The sequence below is a fragment of the Candidatus Pelagibacter sp. RS40 genome (assembly GCF_002101295.1).
Lineage (GTDB): Bacteria > Pseudomonadota > Alphaproteobacteria > Pelagibacterales > Pelagibacteraceae > Pelagibacter.
On record NZ_CP020778.1, the window covers coordinates 920,021 to 938,860 of the forward strand.

14 protein-coding genes are annotated in these 18,840 nt (G+C 32.0%); 12 read left to right on the forward strand and 2 right to left on the reverse strand.

All coding sequences use genetic code 11. The features are described from left to right. The first annotated feature begins 6 nt into the window (after window positions 1–6). The 12 genes from amt (at window position 7) to B8063_RS04930 (ending at window position 18,217) form a co-directional block, all read left to right on the forward strand. On the forward strand, window positions 7–2,238 hold the full coding sequence (gene amt / locus B8063_RS04875; RefSeq protein ID WP_085070059.1) for an ammonium transporter: 2,232 nt from the start codon (window positions 7–9) through the stop codon (window positions 2,236–2,238). Between the two features lie 105 nt (window positions 2,239–2,343). Next, complete coding sequence (locus B8063_RS04880) at window positions 2,344–2,670, forward strand: hypothetical protein (RefSeq protein WP_085070061.1); 327 nt, start codon at window positions 2,344–2,346, stop codon at window positions 2,668–2,670. Further along, window positions 2,671–3,012 (forward strand): hypothetical protein, encoded by a 342-nt coding sequence (locus tag B8063_RS04885; RefSeq protein WP_075521224.1) that lies wholly within the window; start codon window positions 2,671–2,673, stop codon window positions 3,010–3,012. It abuts the gene before it with no gap. A gap of 66 nt (window positions 3,013–3,078) precedes the next feature. Then, entirely contained in the window at window positions 3,079–4,320 is a 1,242-nt protein-coding gene (locus B8063_RS04890; RefSeq protein ID WP_085070063.1) for an NAD(P)/FAD-dependent oxidoreductase, read from the forward strand. An 86-nt stretch (window positions 4,321–4,406) separates the two neighbouring features. Beyond that, entirely contained in the window at window positions 4,407–8,843 is a 4,437-nt protein-coding gene (locus B8063_RS04895; protein WP_085070065.1) for a PilC/PilY family type IV pilus protein, read from the forward strand. A gap of 61 nt (window positions 8,844–8,904) precedes the next feature. After that, on the forward strand, window positions 8,905–13,293 hold the full coding sequence (locus B8063_RS04900; RefSeq protein ID WP_085070067.1) for a PilC/PilY family type IV pilus protein: 4,389 nt from the start codon (window positions 8,905–8,907) through the stop codon (window positions 13,291–13,293). A 58-nt stretch (window positions 13,294–13,351) separates the two neighbouring features. Continuing rightward, entirely contained in the window at window positions 13,352–14,263 is a 912-nt protein-coding gene (locus tag B8063_RS04905) for a DMT family transporter (RefSeq protein WP_232311381.1), read from the forward strand. Further along, complete coding sequence (locus B8063_RS04910; RefSeq protein WP_085070069.1) at window positions 14,256–15,206, forward strand: D-2-hydroxyacid dehydrogenase family protein; 951 nt, start codon at window positions 14,256–14,258, stop codon at window positions 15,204–15,206. The genes B8063_RS04905 and B8063_RS04910 overlap by 8 nt, the downstream gene beginning before the upstream one ends. A gap of 1 nt (window position 15,207) precedes the next feature. Then, window positions 15,208–16,101, forward strand: coding sequence for a histone deacetylase family protein (locus B8063_RS04915; protein ID WP_085070071.1), 894 nt, complete (start codon window positions 15,208–15,210; stop codon window positions 16,099–16,101). Window position 16,102: 1 nt separating this feature from the next. Continuing rightward, window positions 16,103–16,474, forward strand: coding sequence for a peptide-methionine (R)-S-oxide reductase MsrB (gene msrB, locus B8063_RS04920; protein WP_085070073.1), 372 nt, complete (start codon window positions 16,103–16,105; stop codon window positions 16,472–16,474). A gap of 36 nt (window positions 16,475–16,510) precedes the next feature. Then, complete coding sequence (locus tag B8063_RS04925) at window positions 16,511–17,359, forward strand: inverse autotransporter beta domain-containing protein (protein ID WP_085070075.1); 849 nt, start codon at window positions 16,511–16,513, stop codon at window positions 17,357–17,359. Next, complete coding sequence (locus tag B8063_RS04930; RefSeq protein WP_085070077.1) at window positions 17,360–18,217, forward strand: hypothetical protein; 858 nt, start codon at window positions 17,360–17,362, stop codon at window positions 18,215–18,217. 13 nt (window positions 18,218–18,230) lie between these two features. On the opposite strand, the gene grxC is transcribed toward B8063_RS04930, so the two are convergent. Both grxC and B8063_RS04940 read right to left on the reverse strand, forming a co-directional pair. Next, window positions 18,231–18,485, reverse strand: a complete 255-nt coding sequence (gene grxC / locus B8063_RS04935; RefSeq protein WP_085070079.1) for a glutaredoxin 3 — start codon at window positions 18,483–18,485, stop codon at window positions 18,231–18,233. A 31-nt stretch (window positions 18,486–18,516) separates the two neighbouring features. Further along, window positions 18,517–18,813 (reverse strand): TIGR03643 family protein, encoded by a 297-nt coding sequence (locus tag B8063_RS04940; protein ID WP_085070081.1) that lies wholly within the window; start codon window positions 18,811–18,813, stop codon window positions 18,517–18,519. Window positions 18,814–18,840 lie beyond the last annotated feature (27 nt).

Consider the following 18,840-nt stretch of genomic DNA (forward strand, 5'->3'; position numbering starts at 1 on the left):
ATTTATATGACTGTAACTGAATTACAGGCTCTAGTTTTAAAGTTACAGTCACAAATCAATCAATTAGAATTAACAAACAAAGGTGCAAATAAAGCTCTAGAGTTTAGGCTTGAGGCTGTTCTCCAAGCAAACCTAGACACGTTTTGGCTTTTAATATGCGCTATTCTAGTTTTCTTGATGCAAGCAGGCTTTATGTGTTTAGAGTCTGGGTTATCTAGAGCAAAAAGCAGCATTAACGTAGCCTTAAAAAATGTAACTGATTTTGGAATTTCAGTAGCAACTTTTTGGGCATTTGGTTTTGCATTGATGTATGGAACAAGTGTTTCTGGACTTTTTGGATCTAAATTCTTTTTCTTTACAACTAAAGTTGCTGGATACCAGTCGTTTTTTGTATTTCAGGCAATGTTTGTTGCAACTGCCGCAACAATTGTATCTGGTGCAGTTGCAGAGCGACTTAAATTTTTTTCATACGTAATTATTACATTTATTACCTCTGGAATAATTTATCCTATCGTTGGACATTGGGTGTGGTCATTAAATTTTTCAAACCCCGATGTAAAAACTGGCTGGTTAGGAAAATTAGGATTTATAGATTTTGCAGGGTCTAGCGTGGTTCACTCTGTTGGTGGATGGGTTGCACTTGCAGTATTATTAATTATTGGAAATAGAACAGGAAGATTTCAAGAAGGAAAGAAAAGAACTTTTCAAGGAAGTAATACTCCTTTAGCAGCGCTTGGTGCACTAATTTTATGGTTTGGGTGGTTTGGTTTTAACGGGGGCGCTAATGGTGCAATGGATTTAAGAATACCGTTAATTTTAATAAATACTTTTTTAGCAGCCTCAGCTGGCTTAGTACTCTCAAGTATCATGGGTATTTATGTCATGAAAAAACCAGAACCAATGTTCATGATCACAGGCCCTATTGCTGGTTTAGTATCAATTACAGCATCTTGTGCATATGTTGAACCAACTGAGGCAATTATTATAGGTTCAATTGGAGGTCTGGTATCTGGATCAGGAATTTTATTATTAGAAAAAATTAAAGTGGATGATGTTGTTAGCGCTGTTCCTGTTCATCTATTTGCAGGGACTTGGGCAACCATCGCAGTTGCTATCTTTGGTGACTTAGAAGCAATGGGAATTGAAAGATCTATGGCAGATCAACTTTATATTCAATTAATCGGAATAGTTAGTGTTGGAGCTTTTTGTTTTCTTTCTGCATTTACAATTTTTTTCATAATAAATTTATTGTTCAGATTAAGAGTTAATAAAGTAGAGGAAGATATGGGTTTAAATATTTCTGAACATAACGCCTCAACAGCAACACATGAATTGTTACAAGTTTTAAATAAACAACAAGAAACCGATGATTTTAGTCTAAGAGCTCCACAGGACCCTTTCACAGAAGCAGGAGTAATTGCAAGTCAATACAACAATATAATGGATAAGCTTGAGCAATCCGAAAATCAAAAAAACATCTGGAAAAATAGAGTATCCAAGGAAATTAAACTAGCCATTGATGTTCAAAAGAGGCTTATGCCAAGAAGAACAATTAATAATTTTCCGATTGAGGGAATTAACATTCCAGCAAGAGAAATATCAGGAGATTTTTACGATTTTTATCAACATAATGATCAAATTTATTTTACATTGTGTGATGTGTCAGGAAAAGGAGTGAATGCTGGAATGGTTATGGCTAGAGCTATAACATTATTCAAGATTTATTCTAAAAATAAGTTTAAGCCTAATGAAATTCATTACGAAATGAACAATGACCTTCAACAAACAAATCCAAAAGGTGTTTATGTAACTAGCATTGTTGGATCCTATAACTCAAAGACAGATGTTGTAGAACTTTCAAATGCTGGCCATCTGCCAGCACTATTTAAAAATGGAAATGGTTTTCATGAATATGAATCATCCTCTTTACCTTTGGGTGTAAAAAAAGCTGATAATAGCAATGTATATAAATTAGAGAGTTTTCAGTTAGGCAGTGGAAGATTATATTGTTTTACAGATGGCTTTTCCGAATGCCGAAATGAAAAAGGGGAGGAAATAGGTATAGATGGTGTTAAACAACTAATAACAACATTTCAAAACACTTCTTTAAAAAAAGAACTTTTAAAAATTACAAAAGATGTTGAGAAAAAAAGTACTAAAGGACAAAATTTTGATCAAAGCAATAATCAAGCAAATATTTTAGAAGATGATCTAACTATTATTGGCCTAGGCAAATAGACACACATATTTTTTAAGGTTTTTCAATACAGATTCAATTACATGCAAGCCCAATATGAACAGTTATGAAGATACAAATTTAGAAAAATTACGTATTTTGCTTCGGTGAAAAAAATCTGTCTATCAATCTTAGCTGCAATTCTTTTGCAAGGATGTGGTCCAACTGCATCAATTGTAAGTACTGGAATTACAATTGCTCAATCGGGAAGCACAACTAAAGCATTCGCAGCATCAGGATCTGGTTTATTCATAAAAGAAAAAACTGGCAAACAACCAATTGAACATGTTGCAGATAGCACTATTAATGCAGAACTTAGAAATTGTTCAGTTTCACACTCAGCAGAAATTAATCAAATTTTTTTTACAACACTTGATGAATTTGATTGCGAGAAAAGCTACTTAAACCAAGCTAACCTTTATTATCTAAGATAAATGATTGAAATTTTAATTTTTGAATTAGTTTTAATTTGGTCTTATTTCTTTGTGGTAATTAAGAAAATATTTTCTTTTAGTAAAAACATTTTGTTTAGTATCTTTGTTTCAAATATTTCACTTATAACTTTTATTGGAACAATCATCATGGGTTTATTCAAATTTGATATAATTTTTGTAGTCTTTTCAGTTTCTATTGTAATGATTGGAATGCATTTATTATATGATAGTATTAGAAGAAGATACGATATCTTAAGTAAGAAAAACGAAAACTTTAGTAAAATTAAACCAGTATTAGATTATTCAGTGATGGCATTAATTTTATATAAAATAATAAATTAAATTATCCAATTAACCCGCGTCAAATATCCACTACAATTAAAAATACAGTAGATTTATATTTTCTGCGTGTCAGAAAAATCTCAAAAAATTGGAATAGTTGGGGCTGGAATACAAGGTGTTTGCAATGCTTTGTTTTTGCAAAAAAAAGGTTTTCAAGTAACTCTATTCGATAGAGATGAACCTGGTAACGCTGCCTCCTATGGAAATGCCGGACATTTTTCTCCTTACGCATCTGTATCTTTAAACAGAACAGATATTTTAACTGATGTTCCTCAAATGCTTATAAGTTCAAGAGGACCTTTAGCACTGAAGTGGAATTACGTTCCAAAGATGGTTCCTTGGTTTGTAAGATTTGTTGCAAACTGTAGAAAAGAAAAAATGATGCATACAGCAAAATATATGCATCAAATATTAGATCAGTCTCTTCCAGCATTTGATGAATTATTTCAAGATATAAATCTTGAAGGTTTAGTTGAAAGCAAAGGAATTTTATATGTTTGGACAAACAAAAGTATAAAAAGTAGAGAGCTTGAAATACAAATTAGAGATGAGCTAGGTGTAAAACAACAATTAGTTAATCCAAAAGAAATTCATGACTTAGAACCAAACTTAAAACCATTTTATGATGGTGGTGTGTTTTATGATTATGCAAGGCACGCAAGAAATCCAAGAAAAATTTTAGTTAAATTATTTGAAAAGTTTATTGAAAAAGGTGGAAAATTTTTAAAACTAAATATTCAAAACGTTGATTTCGATGGAGAGCTACCTGTTTTAAGATCAGAGGCACAAAGATTTATATTTGATAAACTTGTAATTGCATGTGGTGCTTTTTCAAAAAGATTGACAGATAAACTTCACGAAAATATTCCACTCGATACTGAGCGTGGTTATCATGTTCACTTTAAAGGATGTGATCATTTAATTTCACGACCTGTTGTTTATGCAGATCGTGGATTTGGTATGACACCTATGGAACAAGGTTTAAGAGTTGTTGGAACAGTTGAATTTGGTGGATTAGAAAACCCATTATCAAAATCAAGAATTAAAAATTTAATTTTAAATGCAAAAGATATGATAGATGGTCTTCCAGAACATAAAGATGAGTGGTTAGGTTTTAGACCAACGCTTCCAGATTTTTTACCAGTTATAGGACCATCAAAAAATTATAAAAATGTATTTTATTCATTCGGTCATCATCACTTAGGTTGGACATTAGGTGCGATCTCAGGAAAAATTGTGTCTAAAATGGTTGCTAATGAAAATACTAATTTAGACCTTCAACCCTATAGTTCGATAAGATTTTCATAAAAATAAACAATTATGTATGTTCATTTTGGGTAATAAACAGTTTTTATTCTAAATGTTTTTCAATAGTTAGTATAATTTTAGGCAAAATGAAATTTAAAAACTTTCTTATTGTAATTTTAATAACATTATTTGCGCAAGAGATTGCAATAGCAAAACCTTTACCTCCTGGAACTGGTGCGAGTGCACCTGCAAACATATTAATTATGTTGGATAGAACATATAGTATGTTGGATCCTTTAAGTGGAAAAGATAATAAAAAAACTGGGTGGTTGCAACGTGCAATAGATGTTGCTGAAGGTGAACATAGCTCAAGCTCATTTGTTTTAAATGGTAGAGATGCAGGCCCAAGTTATTGGAAGCATAATGAAGATACATTTCACATGAAAGGTAGTGGAGTGCTATCTAATAAAGGAGTGTTATCAAAAAAAGCTCTTGATTTAGCATTTGACCTACCAACTAGTATGGAAGGTTATAAAGATGGATATTTATATTTTATCTCAACTTCTTATGACGCAAGATATGGAAAAACTGGTTTATTGAAACCTTATCTCCATCTAATTTCATATGATACAAAAGGAGAGCTCTCTAATAATACAAAGGATTTTGCATTTTTCTTTACCCAATCCTATGCACAATCAGCATCTGGAACTGAAAATTGTTCACAAGCGAAAAAAAAAAAATCAAAAAATGGGCCAGTTTCAAGTAATTATTACACTGATAAAGGAGAGTGCTTTACATATCCTGGAGACCCAACACCCGATAAAGATTTTTACCACGGAGCATTAGCTGTAAATGGTGATATATTAATATTTACAAGTGAACATACTCACTTAAGTTTTAATTTAAACTCTTACAAAGATGGTAAAACGAAAAATCATCATCTTAATAATAAAAATTATGTCAATTGCAGCACATCAGACACAAATTACAAAAAATATTTTTCAAATTCTGAAGGCATTGAGGTTGTAAGAGAAGGTTCTGGTATATTTGTATACATTAAAAAATATAAATCTAATGAGATCGCAAAATTTAGAACTGCCAGCAATGGATGCATAACTGGTGCGCCAATTCAAATTATTCAAGATACTCATTGTGGATGGGGAAGAGGAGATAGTATTACTATTCATAATAATCATATTTACACAACTGGGTTTACAAAAGGTAAAGTTTGTAAGTATCAATTGGATGGAACATTTGTTACTTCTACAGGTCAATTAGGTTCAGATACTGTTAATACTGTTGCTGCTCATCCAGTAGTATACTTTGCAAATCCAATGGGTATTAATTATGTAAATGGTAATATTCATGTTGCAAATACTGAAAGATTAGAAGTTACAATTCTTGATCCAAATAATTTAAAATTTATTGGCGATTATGGAAACGATGGGGTTACTAGAATTCAAGGAGCACAAGATGCAATAGCATCAGTTGTAACAGACGGAACTTTGGTACAAGAGGCAAGTTTTGGACTTGCTTTATGGGCAAGAGAAGAACAAGCATCTTTCAAATCTTTTATTAATGATGATAGAACTAAACCTACCCCTTGTAAAAGAGATGGTTGTTTAGAAATTGGTATTCATCGACAAGGTGCACAAGCAATATACAATAAAATGCTAGAGGGATTCCCATTAAGGTTAAAAACTAGAGCCTTATCTTTTGCAAGACTTGCGCACGATTATTATAACAGCGATTTTTCCCCAAAAGACGAAGATTTACCTTGCCAAGTAAATGCAATTATTATCATTGGAGATGGTGAGTGGGACGACAAAGCAAATAATCTCAATGATGCTATGGGTAAAATTGAAACCCTAAAAAATAGAGGGATTAAAACTTACGCAGTCCCTTATGGAGATGGAATAAAAAAATATGATAATTACCAATTGCTTGCTGAAAAAGGTGGTACCGATACATACTATAAAGCTCTAACAGCAGCAGAGTTAAAAACTCTTTTAAAATCAATTGTTCAATCAATTGTTTCTCAAACAGTATCTTATTCAGCTCCATCTATTTCAGCTGAGTTAAAAGAAAGTGGTGAATTATATCAAGCAAAATTTCAATATAGATCTGACAAAGAGTGGTGGGGAACAATTATTAAGACAGAATTAACAGAAAATGGTGACGCAACAACTGCAAATCAAAAATGGGATGCAGCGAAAATTATGAAAGCTCCGTCTGCTAGAAAAATTTGGACTGTGTTACCAGATGTTTCATATCAAACTAATTATAATAATTTTAACAAAAGTAATTACAATTCAATAAGAAATAATCTTTTCTCTTTAAGAGGAAATGCGGTTCTTGATTATCATAGAAAAACAGGTTCAGGGACAAGATGTAAATCAAATACATTAGTAAAGGATGGAGCTAATGAAGATGATACTAAGGGATTGATAGGATTTGTAAGAGGAGAAGATTGGTTTGATTATAATGGAAACTGTAACTTAACAGAGCACCGAACAAGAAAAGATAAAAATGGAAATGTATTCAAAGCTTACCTAGGTGACATTTATAATTCACAGCTGCTTGTTGTTGGAAGACCAAAAGCAAGCTTTACATCACAAAGTACAAATGAAGAGTCTTATTGGAGAGGAATAAATGGTTATGAAGCATGGGCTAATACACCTAATAATTATAACAGACAAAGAACAATCTATGTTGGTGCAAACAATGGAATATTACACGCATTTAACGCAGATACAGGAGAAGAAATGTGGGGATTTGTACCTCCCCTAATAGCAGCAAGACTTCCAGAAGTAATAAACCCAACTGCTGCTAATTCAGCAGAAGGTGGAACTAATCCGTTATTCTTAGTAGATGGATCACCCACAGTCCATGATACTTATTTTAAACATCCAATTACAAATAAGGAGGGCTGGTACACTTTATTGATGGTAAATTATGGAAGAGGTGGAGCTGGGTTTACAACTTTAGATGTGACTGATCCATACAAACCTCTTCACTTATATTCCGTACTAAATGATCCTGTTTCTCAAAAAGTTTTTCATGTTGATCATAAAAATGATTTTAAGTCTTATCCTTATAAAACAGCTAGATATAATATTTTTGATTTCACTGAAACAACTACTGTTGTAGAAAACTTTAATTTAGGTAATTCTTCAAAAACATGTGATACTTCTTTAAATACCCATTGTTATGAGGGAAGAACTTGGACTTTAACTGGAGTTGCTCTTGATCCTGCAGATGGAGAAATCAAAGTAAGTTTAAATGGAAATCTTTTAGGAAGTGGCGATTACACATTAAATAATTCATCAGGGGAAACTAAAATTACTTTCAATTCAGCAGTTCCATTTTACAACGCGAAAAGAGATGATAATGATAAATCTAATAGCACCATAAATATTTCTCAGGTTGGAAAAATTGATCCAAGAGGCGTTAATTATGATTATAGATTTTTAGGGGATACTTGGGGATCAGCAAGAGTATTTAGAATGCCAAATGATGGTGCAGGAGATAAATCTATAAATGATGATTTATATGTTGCAGCGATGCCAGGTGGATATGGTGTCGGATCTCCTGGTATTGGATCAAATTTGTATGTAATTAATTGGGAAAATGGAAGTGTTGTTAAAAGAGTTGATATAGAAGATTTACCATATAGTGCATCATTAAATGATATTACAAATTCAATTCCCGCCACTCCAGTTGTTATAACTTCAGACGACTCGCTTGGACCATATAGAGGAGCAATGGTTTACCTAAATGATCTTGAAGGAAAAGTAACAAAAATTAATTTAACAAATCTTGAGTACGAACACGCATTTGATCCAGACGATAATAGTCTAAGTCAAAAAACTGAAAAAATTGATTTATACGAACAAACAACTTTATTAAATTTACAATCATCTACTAAATTAAATAACAGACTAATGTTCCATCCAATGGATGCTGGTATTGGAATTAAGACTAAAAAACTTCATTTATGGGCTGGAACTGGTGACTTTATGAATTTAAATGATGTCTTAGTTGATAAAACAAAAGTTAGAAATGTTATGTTTGGGATTAAAGACTCTCATTTTCCTTTCTTTGGTCATGTAAATACACCACAAACTGCAGACACACTTCAAAAATGCAAAGACGTTCCAACAGATGGAACAGAAAATTGTCCAGATATAAGTGATGCAGGCTGGTATGTTCAGCTTGATGATAGAAAAAAAATAACTGCTGAACCAACTATGAGAGGAAATGCAGTATACTTTCCAATCTATAAACCAACAACAGGAAGTAAGAGTTGTGGCGCAGGAAATGCTTACATCTGTGCTTTAAATGCAGACTGTGGAACAAATTTATCATCCCAACTTGGTGACAATACGGGAGCTGAGGCAGGGGAAGAGTGTTACTATGTAGGTGTTGGAGTACTTTCTAAAATAATTGCATTTGGAACTAAATTATATGCAAACATTTCTGGAACTTCAGAAGTTTATGATCCAAAAGATGATCTAGTCATTATAGAAGCTTTAGCAGAGGATATTGATCATTTTAGAAGCAGCTGGAAAGAAAACTTTTAAATTTACCCATATTGGGCATAAAAAATTTGAATAAAGATCAAAGTAAAATAAATTTGTCTTTATGGTTTTAAGATTTATCACAATTTTTTTTATTTTTTTTGCAACTAATATTGCAAATTCAAAACCACTTCCTCCAGGAACTGGAAATAGTGTTCCTGCAAATATTTTATTTCTAGTCGATAAATCACAAAGTATGTGGGACCCAGCTAGTGGAGATTTGAAGAAATATGTAAGACCATTTATTGATGTTACACCAAGGGGAAACGGAAATTATTTTACTGTTAGTGTAGATGAAAGTGGTTTTGGTTATTGGAACCCTAATACCAATAGATTAGTAATAGATAGAAATGTTTTTGGTGGAGTTAACAGAGGCTCAAGAATTCACGGTTATAAAGGTAGAAATATGGGCAGCCCAATCAATATGGAATATAGAAACAATTTTATTTATTTACTTCAAGATAAATCTCAAGATAAAAGAGCTGGTTATACATTGATGTCAGTAGACTCAAGGTATTCTGATGGTGGAAAAAAATGTAAAAACTGTAAAAATTTATCTCGTTTCTACACAAAAAAACAAGCCAAAAATTTAACTGGATTAGTAGAACATAAAAAGGGAGCGAAAGACCTTGGTGGCAATATGGCAGTTTATTTTAAAAGTAAGCCTTCGATGGATATCAATGGTAATAAAATGTGGGCGATTTCAAAAGATGTATGGAGAGTAATTACATTAAATGGACACTTAGATAAATCCTCAACTGTTATTTGTTCGAATGCAAACTCAACTTTAAGAGCGCTTTTTGATGATGCAATAGACGTTGTACAAGAAAGTGGAAATCTTTTTGCTTATAGCAAAGACGGACCAAATGGTAAAATTTTAAAACAACAACTAAGTCAAAATGGATGTCCAACGGGCAGTCTTTATCAAGGATGGAACAAATCAAGCAACTATGACACCTGTGGAGCAGGAAGAGGTCAAAGTATTGCTGTAAGAAATGGAGTTATTTATACAACAGGGTATTTAAGTGCAAAGGTTTGTAGATACACACAATCTGGAAGTTCAATTAGATTAACTCATAGTGTTGGTATCAAAGACGCCTATAGCCAAAATTCAGCAAGCAATTCACAAATCTTTTTAGATAAGCCGATGGGAATTAGACTTGGTGAAGGAAGTGCGTCAGAATCAAATAGAATATACGTTACAAGTTTTGGAAGAAACGAAATTACTATTTTAAACCATACAAATTTAGCATACGTCGATCACTTCGGAGACTCTGGTGTTTCTCTGTGGAAAGGTGCAGAGGATTCAATAAGTTTTGTAGTTAAAGACTCAGCACTTTCTCAATCGGCTAACTTTGGTGTTGGTTTTTGGCAAGGAGGAAAAGCAGACTTTTCAGGATTTAAATATGACGACAATAATCCAAATTTTAATATGCCAAGAGATGATGAAAGAACTAACCCTGAAGGAAATATAGCAGTTGGAATAAATCCAAAAGGCTCTCAACAAATTTTAGAGTTATTTGCTAACGATAGAGTACAACTAAAATATGGAACCTTAGGCACAGGTCTTAGAACTTTGATGAGGAAATATTGGACCTACAATAAAGGAATAGTTAATCCAATAATACCTGGGCTTGATTGTCAGGTTAATGCAATGATCATTATTGGTGATGGAAAGTTTACAAAAAACTCAGCAGGACATCCAGTTACGGAAGCTAGAGCAAGATTTAGTTCTCAAGGAGTTTTAACTTTTACTGTTGGATATGGTGAGAGAGTTACTAAAGACAACTCAGCTAAACAAATGTTTAAAAATATTGCTATTGCAGGAGGAACACACATAGAATCCGGAGGAGTTGTAAAACAACAAGGATTTTTTATCGCAAATACCCCATCAGATTTAAAAGCTGTAATTGATCAAATTGTTCAAACTATTGTTGCAAAAACATATTCTTATTCGGCACCATCAATATCAAGTGAAATTGCAAGAACTGGACAATTATTCCAAGGAAAATTTCAAAATAGAAGAAATAAGGAGTGGTGGGGTACAATTTTAAAAACAGATCTAACGCAAACAGGGGATGCTTTAACATCTAAACAAGTTTGGGATTTAAATGACAAAATTAAATTACCAGCTCAAAGAAAAATCTGGACAGCCGTACAAGGAAATACTACATCAAATAATTTTACCGATGCAAATAGTAGAGCAATAAGTAATTATTTTTTTGCTACTGGTAATCAAGTTAAAGACTATCATCGAAGAACTACTGGTTCTAATAATTTATCTAACCTAACAAGATGTGCAAGCTCTAGTGGTGTATTAGATGGAACAATGGATGAGCTTACTGGTCTTATTAGGTTCGTTAGAGGTGAAGATTATTTTGATTATGATGGAGACTGTGATCTTAGAGAGCCAAGAAAAAGAACAGATGATAATGGAAAATTAAAAAATGCATATATTGCAGATATTTATAATTCTGAATTAGCTATTGTTGGAAAGCCATCTGCAAGCATTCAAGCACAAACGAAAAATACAGAAAGTTACTTTAGACAAAAAAATAATTACGTAACTTTTGCAGCAAACAACTTTAATAGAAAAGATATAATTTATGGAGCTGCAAACAATGGTGTATTACACGCGGTGGATGCAGATACAGGAGAAGAAATTTGGGGATTTGTTCCTCCTTTAATAATTCCAAAACTTCCAAGAATTATTAATCCAACTTTAAATCAAGCATCAGGAGGGGGAAGTATACCTATGTTCTTGTTAGATGGTTCACCAACTATTCATGATACTTATTTTAAACACCCAATTACAAACAAAGAGGGTTGGTACACATTATTAATGATCCCTTACGGTAGAGCTGGTGCAGGATTTTCTACAATTGATGTTACAGATCCAAATAAACCACTTCACTTATATTCAATATTAAACGACTCAACTAGTCAAAAAATATTAAGAGTAGATCATCAAAGTAATTTGTTTGAATATCCTTACAAAACAACTAGGTTGAATATAAAAGATTTCAATCAATCTATAACAGCAACAAATAATCTTGGCGGATCAAATACTTGTGATGCTTCAGGTAACACTTCTTGTTATTTGAGCAAAACTTGGACGGTGCCAAATATTTTAGATACATCGGAACCCTACACTATTTATGCAAATGGAATTGATGTTACAAAATCAACAGCGGCCGCAAATATATCAGGAGTGGTAAGACTTACTTTTAATAAAGCATATAAATTTGATGCATCAGGAAATACTAATTCTGATAGTATTAGTATTGTTCAAATAGGAGACTTAGCAAGCGCAGGTGCAGAATATGATTATAGATATTTAGGTGAAACATGGGGATCACCTCGTGTCTTTCGAATGCCAAACACAGGAGCTGGAGATAACGATGTACTAGATGATGAATATGTTGCGGTTTTAACAGGTGGTTTTGGTAATTTTTCACCTGCAATTGGATCAAACGTATACTTAATTGATTGGTTAACTGGAAAAGTTAAAAAAGAAATCAAAATAGAAGATAAAGTATATGATAACAATTCAAAAAACGATATTGTTAACTCAATTCCATCATCACCAGTTGTGATAACAGCAGATGCCTCGCAAGCAAACTTTTCAGGTGCACTACTTTATGTAAGTGATTTAGAAGGCAAAATAACGAAAATTAATTTAACTAATATGCAACAAACACCAGAGTATGATGTAACGACTGGGCAATTTAGTTCAAATACTAAGCCGGTTAGACTTTATGATAAGTATACTTTGTTTGATGTCATGTCCTCAACGCAAATAAATAATAGGTACATGTATCATTCATTAGATGCAGGTATTGGTGTTAGATCTAAAAGCTTTTGGTTATTTGGTGGTACGGGCGATCTAATGAACTTAAGTGACAGCCAAGTAAATCTTAGCAGAGTTCAAAACGTGATGTTTGGTATTAAAGATTACTCTTACCCATTTTTTGGATCTCAAAAAGCTAGCCAAAGCCCTGACAATTTTTTAAGATGCAAAAATACTACAAAAGATCAAGATGGTTCTAGTTGTCCTGATATAGCTGATAGAGGATGGTTTATAGATCTTGATGATCAAAAGAAAGTTGTAAATGAGCCAACGTTAACAGGCAATGTAGTTTATTATCCAGTTTTCAAACCACTCAGAGGAGCGAAATCGTGTGGAGATGGCAAGGCATATATTTGTTCTGTAGATGCAGATTGTGGAACCAATTTATCTAAAAAACTTGGGACTAACAAAGGGTCTGAAACAACTGAAGAATGTTTTTATGTTGGTACTGGAGTTTTATCTAAGATAGTTAGTTTTGGAACTAAATTGTATGCAAATATTTCAGGTGAGTCTACAAATACTGATAAAGACGATATAGTAGTAATTGATTCAATAGATACTGGGTTAATCAATTATAGATCGAGCTGGAGAGATTCATTCTAAAAATTATTCATTTCAGTTATTTATTTTATTAAGTTAGTTTCGTTTAATTAGTAAGATTATGAAATCAAATATTATAAATAGTAATACTAAAGCATATTTATTTTTAACATTAGCTGCTTTATTTTGGTCAGGTAATTTTATTGTTGGAAAAGCTGCAAGCACATATGAGATACCACCATTTTCTTTGAATTTTTATAGGTGGTTTTTTGCTTTTTTAATATTATTTCCTTTCACTTATAAAGAGGTAATAAATAAAAAAGATTACGTTTTTGAAAATCTTGGATTGTTTATTATTTTAGGTATTACAAGTATTACAATATTTAATTCAATTGTTTATTACTCATTATATTATACTCAAGTTATCAGTGGTATCTTGATGATATCTACAATTCCTGTTTGGATACTTTTTTTTGCATCATTTTTAAAAATTGAAAAAACTAATCTATTTCAAATTTTAGGAGTAATTTTATCATTAACGGGAGTTTTATTTATTGTCACGAAAGCCGATATTCAACTTATTAAAGAACTAGAGTTTAATAAGGGTGATCTATCAATGGTAATAGGGATGTTATCTTGGGCTATTTATTCAGCTTTACTCCGCAAGAAAACACATCCTATTTCTCAGTTAGCTTTATTAGAAATAATAATAATATGTGGCTTTATATTCCTTGTTCCAATTTATTTTATTGAGATGAGTTTTGGAAACAAGATTGTTTTAGGATTACCATTTATATTAACCTTGGGTTATGTAGTTTTATTTCCTGGCATATTTGCATTTTTGTTTTGGATTAAAGGAATTGACATCATAGGAGCAAATAGGTCTGGGGTTTTTTTACATTTAATGACAATTTTTGGAGCTTTAATGGCAATTGTAATACTTGGTGAAAAATTTATGTTTTATCATTTTCTTGGCGCAATATTCATAATTGCAGGTATAACCCTTTCAAATAAAAGTAAAAAAAATGCTTAAAGTTGCAATATTAGATGACTATCAAAACGTTGCCCAAGAGTTTGTAGATCTTAAAAAATTATCAGGAAAATATGAAATAGAAGTTTTTAATGAACCATTTGAAGGTGAGGAGGATGCAATCGAAAAATTAAATGATTTTGAGGCATTATTGATAATGAGAGAACGTACTAAAATTACAGCTAATCTAATAAAAAACTTAAAAAAATTAAAATATATTGCAACAAGTGGAATGAGAAATAACTCTATTGATCTTGAAGCTTGTAAAAAGAAAAAAATCATTGTTACCGGAACAGACTCTAATCTTAATCCAACTCCAGAATTAACTTGGGCCTTAATTTTAGGATTGGCAAGAAACCTTAAAACTGAAATTGATAATATGTTTCAAGGATACTGGCAGACAACAATTGGAGTTGAGTTAAAAGGAAAAATATTGGGTTTAATTGGACTTGGTCGCGTTGGTTCACAAGTTGCAAAAATTGGCAAAGCATTTGGCATGGAGGTTATGGCTTGGAGCGAAAACTTAAGCTTGGACAAATGCAAAGAGCTGGACGTTTTACCTTGTAGCAAAGAAGATTTAATTCAAAACTCAGATTTTCTATCTGTTCATGTTCAAGGAGGAGAAAGATATAAAGATTGTATTAAGCTAGCAGAGTTTGATAAAATGAAAAAAACTGCTTATTTAATTAACACATCTAGAGGGCCTATTGTAAATGAAGATGATTTAATCATTGCACTTTCAACAAATCAAATTGCAGGTGCAGGTATTGATGTTTATGAAAAAGAGCCTTTACCTTCTAGTCACAAATTAAGATTTTTACCAAATGCTTTGTTAGTTCCTCACATTGGTTATGTAACAGCTGAAAATTATTCAATCTATTATAATCAAATGTTTGAAAATATTGAGGCATATTTATCTGGAAAGCCTATTCGTGTAATTGAATAAAATGGAATTACCTGTTGTTAATCATAAAGACTATGTGGCTAAAATTGATGATGATCATAAATTTCCAATCAAAAAATTTGGTGAACTTGCCAAATATTTAATTGAAAAAGAAGTTGTTTCAAAATTTTATGAACCAAATCCATGTTCAATTGAAACATTAAAAGAGGCTCATTCAGAAAAATATATTTTAGATGTAAAAAATAAAAAATTAAGTGAAAAAGATATTAAAAAAATTGGCTTTCCATTAAATGATAGTGTTGTAAGAAGATCTTTTGTTGCTACTGGCGGAACGGTTTTAGCATCGAAACTTGCAATAAATTATGGAATAGCATGCAATACAGCTGGAGGATCCCATCATGCAAATTTTGATGGAGGTGCTGGTTATTGTGTTTTTAATGATGTTGCTGTTGCAGCAAAGTATTTACTCAACAGAGGTCTTGCTAATAGAATATTAATAGTTGATCTTGATGTTCATCAAGGAAATGGAAACTCAGATATATTTATAGATAACAGAAATGTTTTTACTTTTAGCATGCATTCAAAGTCCAATTACCCTGCAAAAAAATCATTAAGTGACTTAGATGTTGAGCTTAAAGATAACACTGAAGATAAAGAGTATTTAGATATATTAAAATTTAATTTAGCAAATTTGAATGATGAGAACTTTGACTTTGTTTTTTATATAGCTGGCGTTGATATTCACTATAATGATAGATTGGGCAAACTCAAAATTACTGATCAAGGCATAAATTTAAGAGATAGCATTGTAATTGATAACTTTTTTTCAAAAAGAATACCAATTTGTGGGGTATTAGGTGGTGGTTATAATAAAGATTTTAATAAACTAATTGAATTACATTCAAGTTTACACAAAACTTGTGCTAAATATATTTAATATGTCAAAAAATAATCCTAATTTAACGGCAGAACAAAAATTTGTTTTATTTGAAGAGGGAACAGAAAGACCAGGTTCTAGTGAATTAAATAGTGAAAAAAGAAAAGGTTCCTATTTTTGTGCAAATTGTGGAGTGAAGTTATTTGATTCTGATACCAAATATGAAAGTGGGTCAGGATGGCCATCATTTTATAAATCTTTACCTGATGTATTTGAAACAAAAACTGATTATCATTTAGGTTACGCAAGAACAGAATATCATTGCAAGAATTGTGGGGGTCATCATGGACATATTTTTGATGATGGTCCAGATCCAACTGGCAAAAGATATTGCAATAATGGTATTTGCTTAGTTTTTAAGGAAGAAAATTAGCTATCATTCTTAACTATTAAAACGTATAGTTATCGTATGAAGTTTCTATTAAAGCTGTTTATTTTTGTACTTTCTTTTGCGACTATTTCATTTGCAGATATTAAACAAGTCAAAGATAATTTTTTTAATTCTTTAGAGACATTTTTAGATGGAAATTTCGAACATACAGACTTTACAATTAGAACCACTGAAGAGACAAAACCTGAACTGAGCATACAAACTTTCAAGCCTCTTAATGAAAGTGATGAAGAACTAACTTTCTTTCAAGGTTCTTTTTTTATGCATGATGGAGATAGAGAAACATTAAACCTAGGTCTTGGGAAAAGATATATCTCAGAGGATGAGACAACTATGTATGGTTTAAATGCATTTTATGACCACGAATTAGATTACGATCATTCAAGAATGAGCTTAGGGGGAGAAATAAAATCTTCATATTTAGAATTAAATTACAATCAATATTTTTCAAACAGTGATAGTAAAACAGGAAAAAATAGTAAGGCAGAAGAAGCTTTGGACGGGTATGATTTAGAATTTGGTGCTCAAATACCTTATATCCCTTCTTCTACTTTTTATACGAAAGCTTTTAAATTTGATGTACCAAGTGGTAATGATTTTGAGGGTTACGAGTATACAACAAAGGTTGAGGTACCAAACTCTGGTTTAACATTTGAGCTAGGGCACACAAACTATGATCATCATACAGACGAATGGTTTTTACAATTAAGATTTAGCACAAATAAGGTAAATAAAGATCGTGAATTTATTAGTGATGAAGTATTTGAAAAAACTTCAATAGTTGATCAAAAGTACGATAAAGTAAGAAGAGAAAATATTATAGTAAAAAGTGGATCAGCATTTACTGTTAAAGCGGGAGGATTTTAAGTGAAAATTTTTAGAAATTTATTACTCATATTAGCAACAATATTTATATTTGAGTTATCATTTACTAATGAGGCCAAAGCAGCCGCATGTAGCACATCTAGTGGTGTCCTTTCAGAGGCTGAAATAAAAAGTGGATGCGAATATACTCCAGACTTGTATGAAATTGTCATTTATAAGATGTATTTGTGCACAAGTTCTCCAACACTACCAACTGTCACCACAACAGTAGATTTAACTAATTGCAGTCAAGTATTTAACAATGCGAGTGGCGCAACAGCATCTGTTGCACAGAATGCTGAAGTCGATCTTACAGGAACTTATACAAGGCCTCCAAGTGGTACCTATACCCATGGTTATGCAATAATGAATAATTCATTTGGAATAACTGCATCTTTTCAAATAGATGGTTCAATGGATGGTCTTTCAAGTGGATCAGGTGTTTTTTGTGGAACAGTTGCTGGATCTGGTAGTCATACTAAAGGCAGTGGATCGCATACAAATAACTCAGTTTGTTCGTCAAGCGCAGTTACAGCCGGAAAGTTTACTGAAACTTTAACACATTTTGGTGGTTCAGGTGATTCATGGACTAGAATTGCAACTGCAACAAACATTAATGGTACATCTGCCGAGATTAAAGGAATTTTAGTTGATACAAATGGACATTTAGCTGCAAACGAAGGAGAGGTAGATAAACTTGAGGGAATGGTTACTTTCGCAGATTCAATAGTAATTACAGATGCAACAACTTCATTGACAATGAGTTTTAATTTAGGCGAGGGAATGTCACTAAATTCTGGTGGAGGAGACGCAATTCACATAGGAAGTGGTCCTTTTCAAGCAATATTTGTTGCAAATTAATTATATAATTAAATTACTTTAAGCTGGTTAACAAAGTTCCGTTTTTTTCTAACTCTCTTAATTCTTGATACCCACCAACATGATGCTCTTCAAAAAAAATTTGAGGAATTGTTCTTTTACCACCAGCTTTTTTAATCATCTCGTCCATTAAATTTGGATCTGTTGATATATCTATTTCTTTGTATTCTAAATTATTTCTTCCTAACAATCTTTTGGCAGCATCACAAAAAGCACATAAAGGTCCTGAGTAGACTGTGATATTTTTCATTAACTCTATATAATTCTATTATCTGTAATTACTAGTCTAAATATTCCTCTTTTTTTATCTTCGATCTTATAAGCTTTCTTGAATATTCAAATTTTTTTCTATGTTTTATACTTTGAGAATTTACTCTTTTTCTCCACAATCTAAATGACGAGGGTTTTAAAGATCTTCTCATTATTTTAATAACTTCACTTTCAGTTTTTCCAGTTTTTTTTTCTATATCTTCAAAAGTAATACGGTCCGCCCAGGCAGCCCAAATTATCCAATCTGAAGTGCCCATTTTGGGCTCGGGGTTTTTTACTCTTGTTTCTGGTCTGTGACTTTTTTTCATGAAAATTCAGTAAATTTAATATAAAAT

What these genes read in the sequence shown, in the direction of transcription:
- B8063_RS04910 (WP_085070069.1), top strand. Translation starts at nt 14,256, where the DNA reads ATGCTTAAAGTTGCAATATTAGATGACTATCAAAACGTTGCCCAAGAG.
- B8063_RS04940 (WP_085070081.1), bottom strand. Translation starts at nt 18,813, where the DNA reads ATGAAAAAAAGTCACAGACCAGAAACAAGAGTAAAAAACCCCGAGCCC.
- B8063_RS04925 (WP_085070075.1), top strand. Translation starts at nt 16,511, where the DNA reads ATGAAGTTTCTATTAAAGCTGTTTATTTTTGTACTTTCTTTTGCGACT.
- B8063_RS04895 (WP_085070065.1), top strand. Translation starts at nt 4,407, where the DNA reads ATGAAATTTAAAAACTTTCTTATTGTAATTTTAATAACATTATTTGCG.
- B8063_RS04915 (WP_085070071.1), top strand. Translation starts at nt 15,208, where the DNA reads ATGGAATTACCTGTTGTTAATCATAAAGACTATGTGGCTAAAATTGAT.
- amt (WP_085070059.1), top strand. Translation starts at nt 7, where the DNA reads ATGACTGTAACTGAATTACAGGCTCTAGTTTTAAAGTTACAGTCACAA.
- msrB (WP_085070073.1), top strand. Translation starts at nt 16,103, where the DNA reads ATGTCAAAAAATAATCCTAATTTAACGGCAGAACAAAAATTTGTTTTA.
- B8063_RS04885 (WP_075521224.1), top strand. Translation starts at nt 2,671, where the DNA reads ATGATTGAAATTTTAATTTTTGAATTAGTTTTAATTTGGTCTTATTTC.
- B8063_RS04905 (WP_232311381.1), top strand. Translation starts at nt 13,352, where the DNA reads ATGAAATCAAATATTATAAATAGTAATACTAAAGCATATTTATTTTTA.
- grxC (WP_085070079.1), bottom strand. Translation starts at nt 18,485, where the DNA reads ATGAAAAATATCACAGTCTACTCAGGACCTTTATGTGCTTTTTGTGAT.
- B8063_RS04900 (WP_085070067.1), top strand. Translation starts at nt 8,905, where the DNA reads ATGGTTTTAAGATTTATCACAATTTTTTTTATTTTTTTTGCAACTAAT.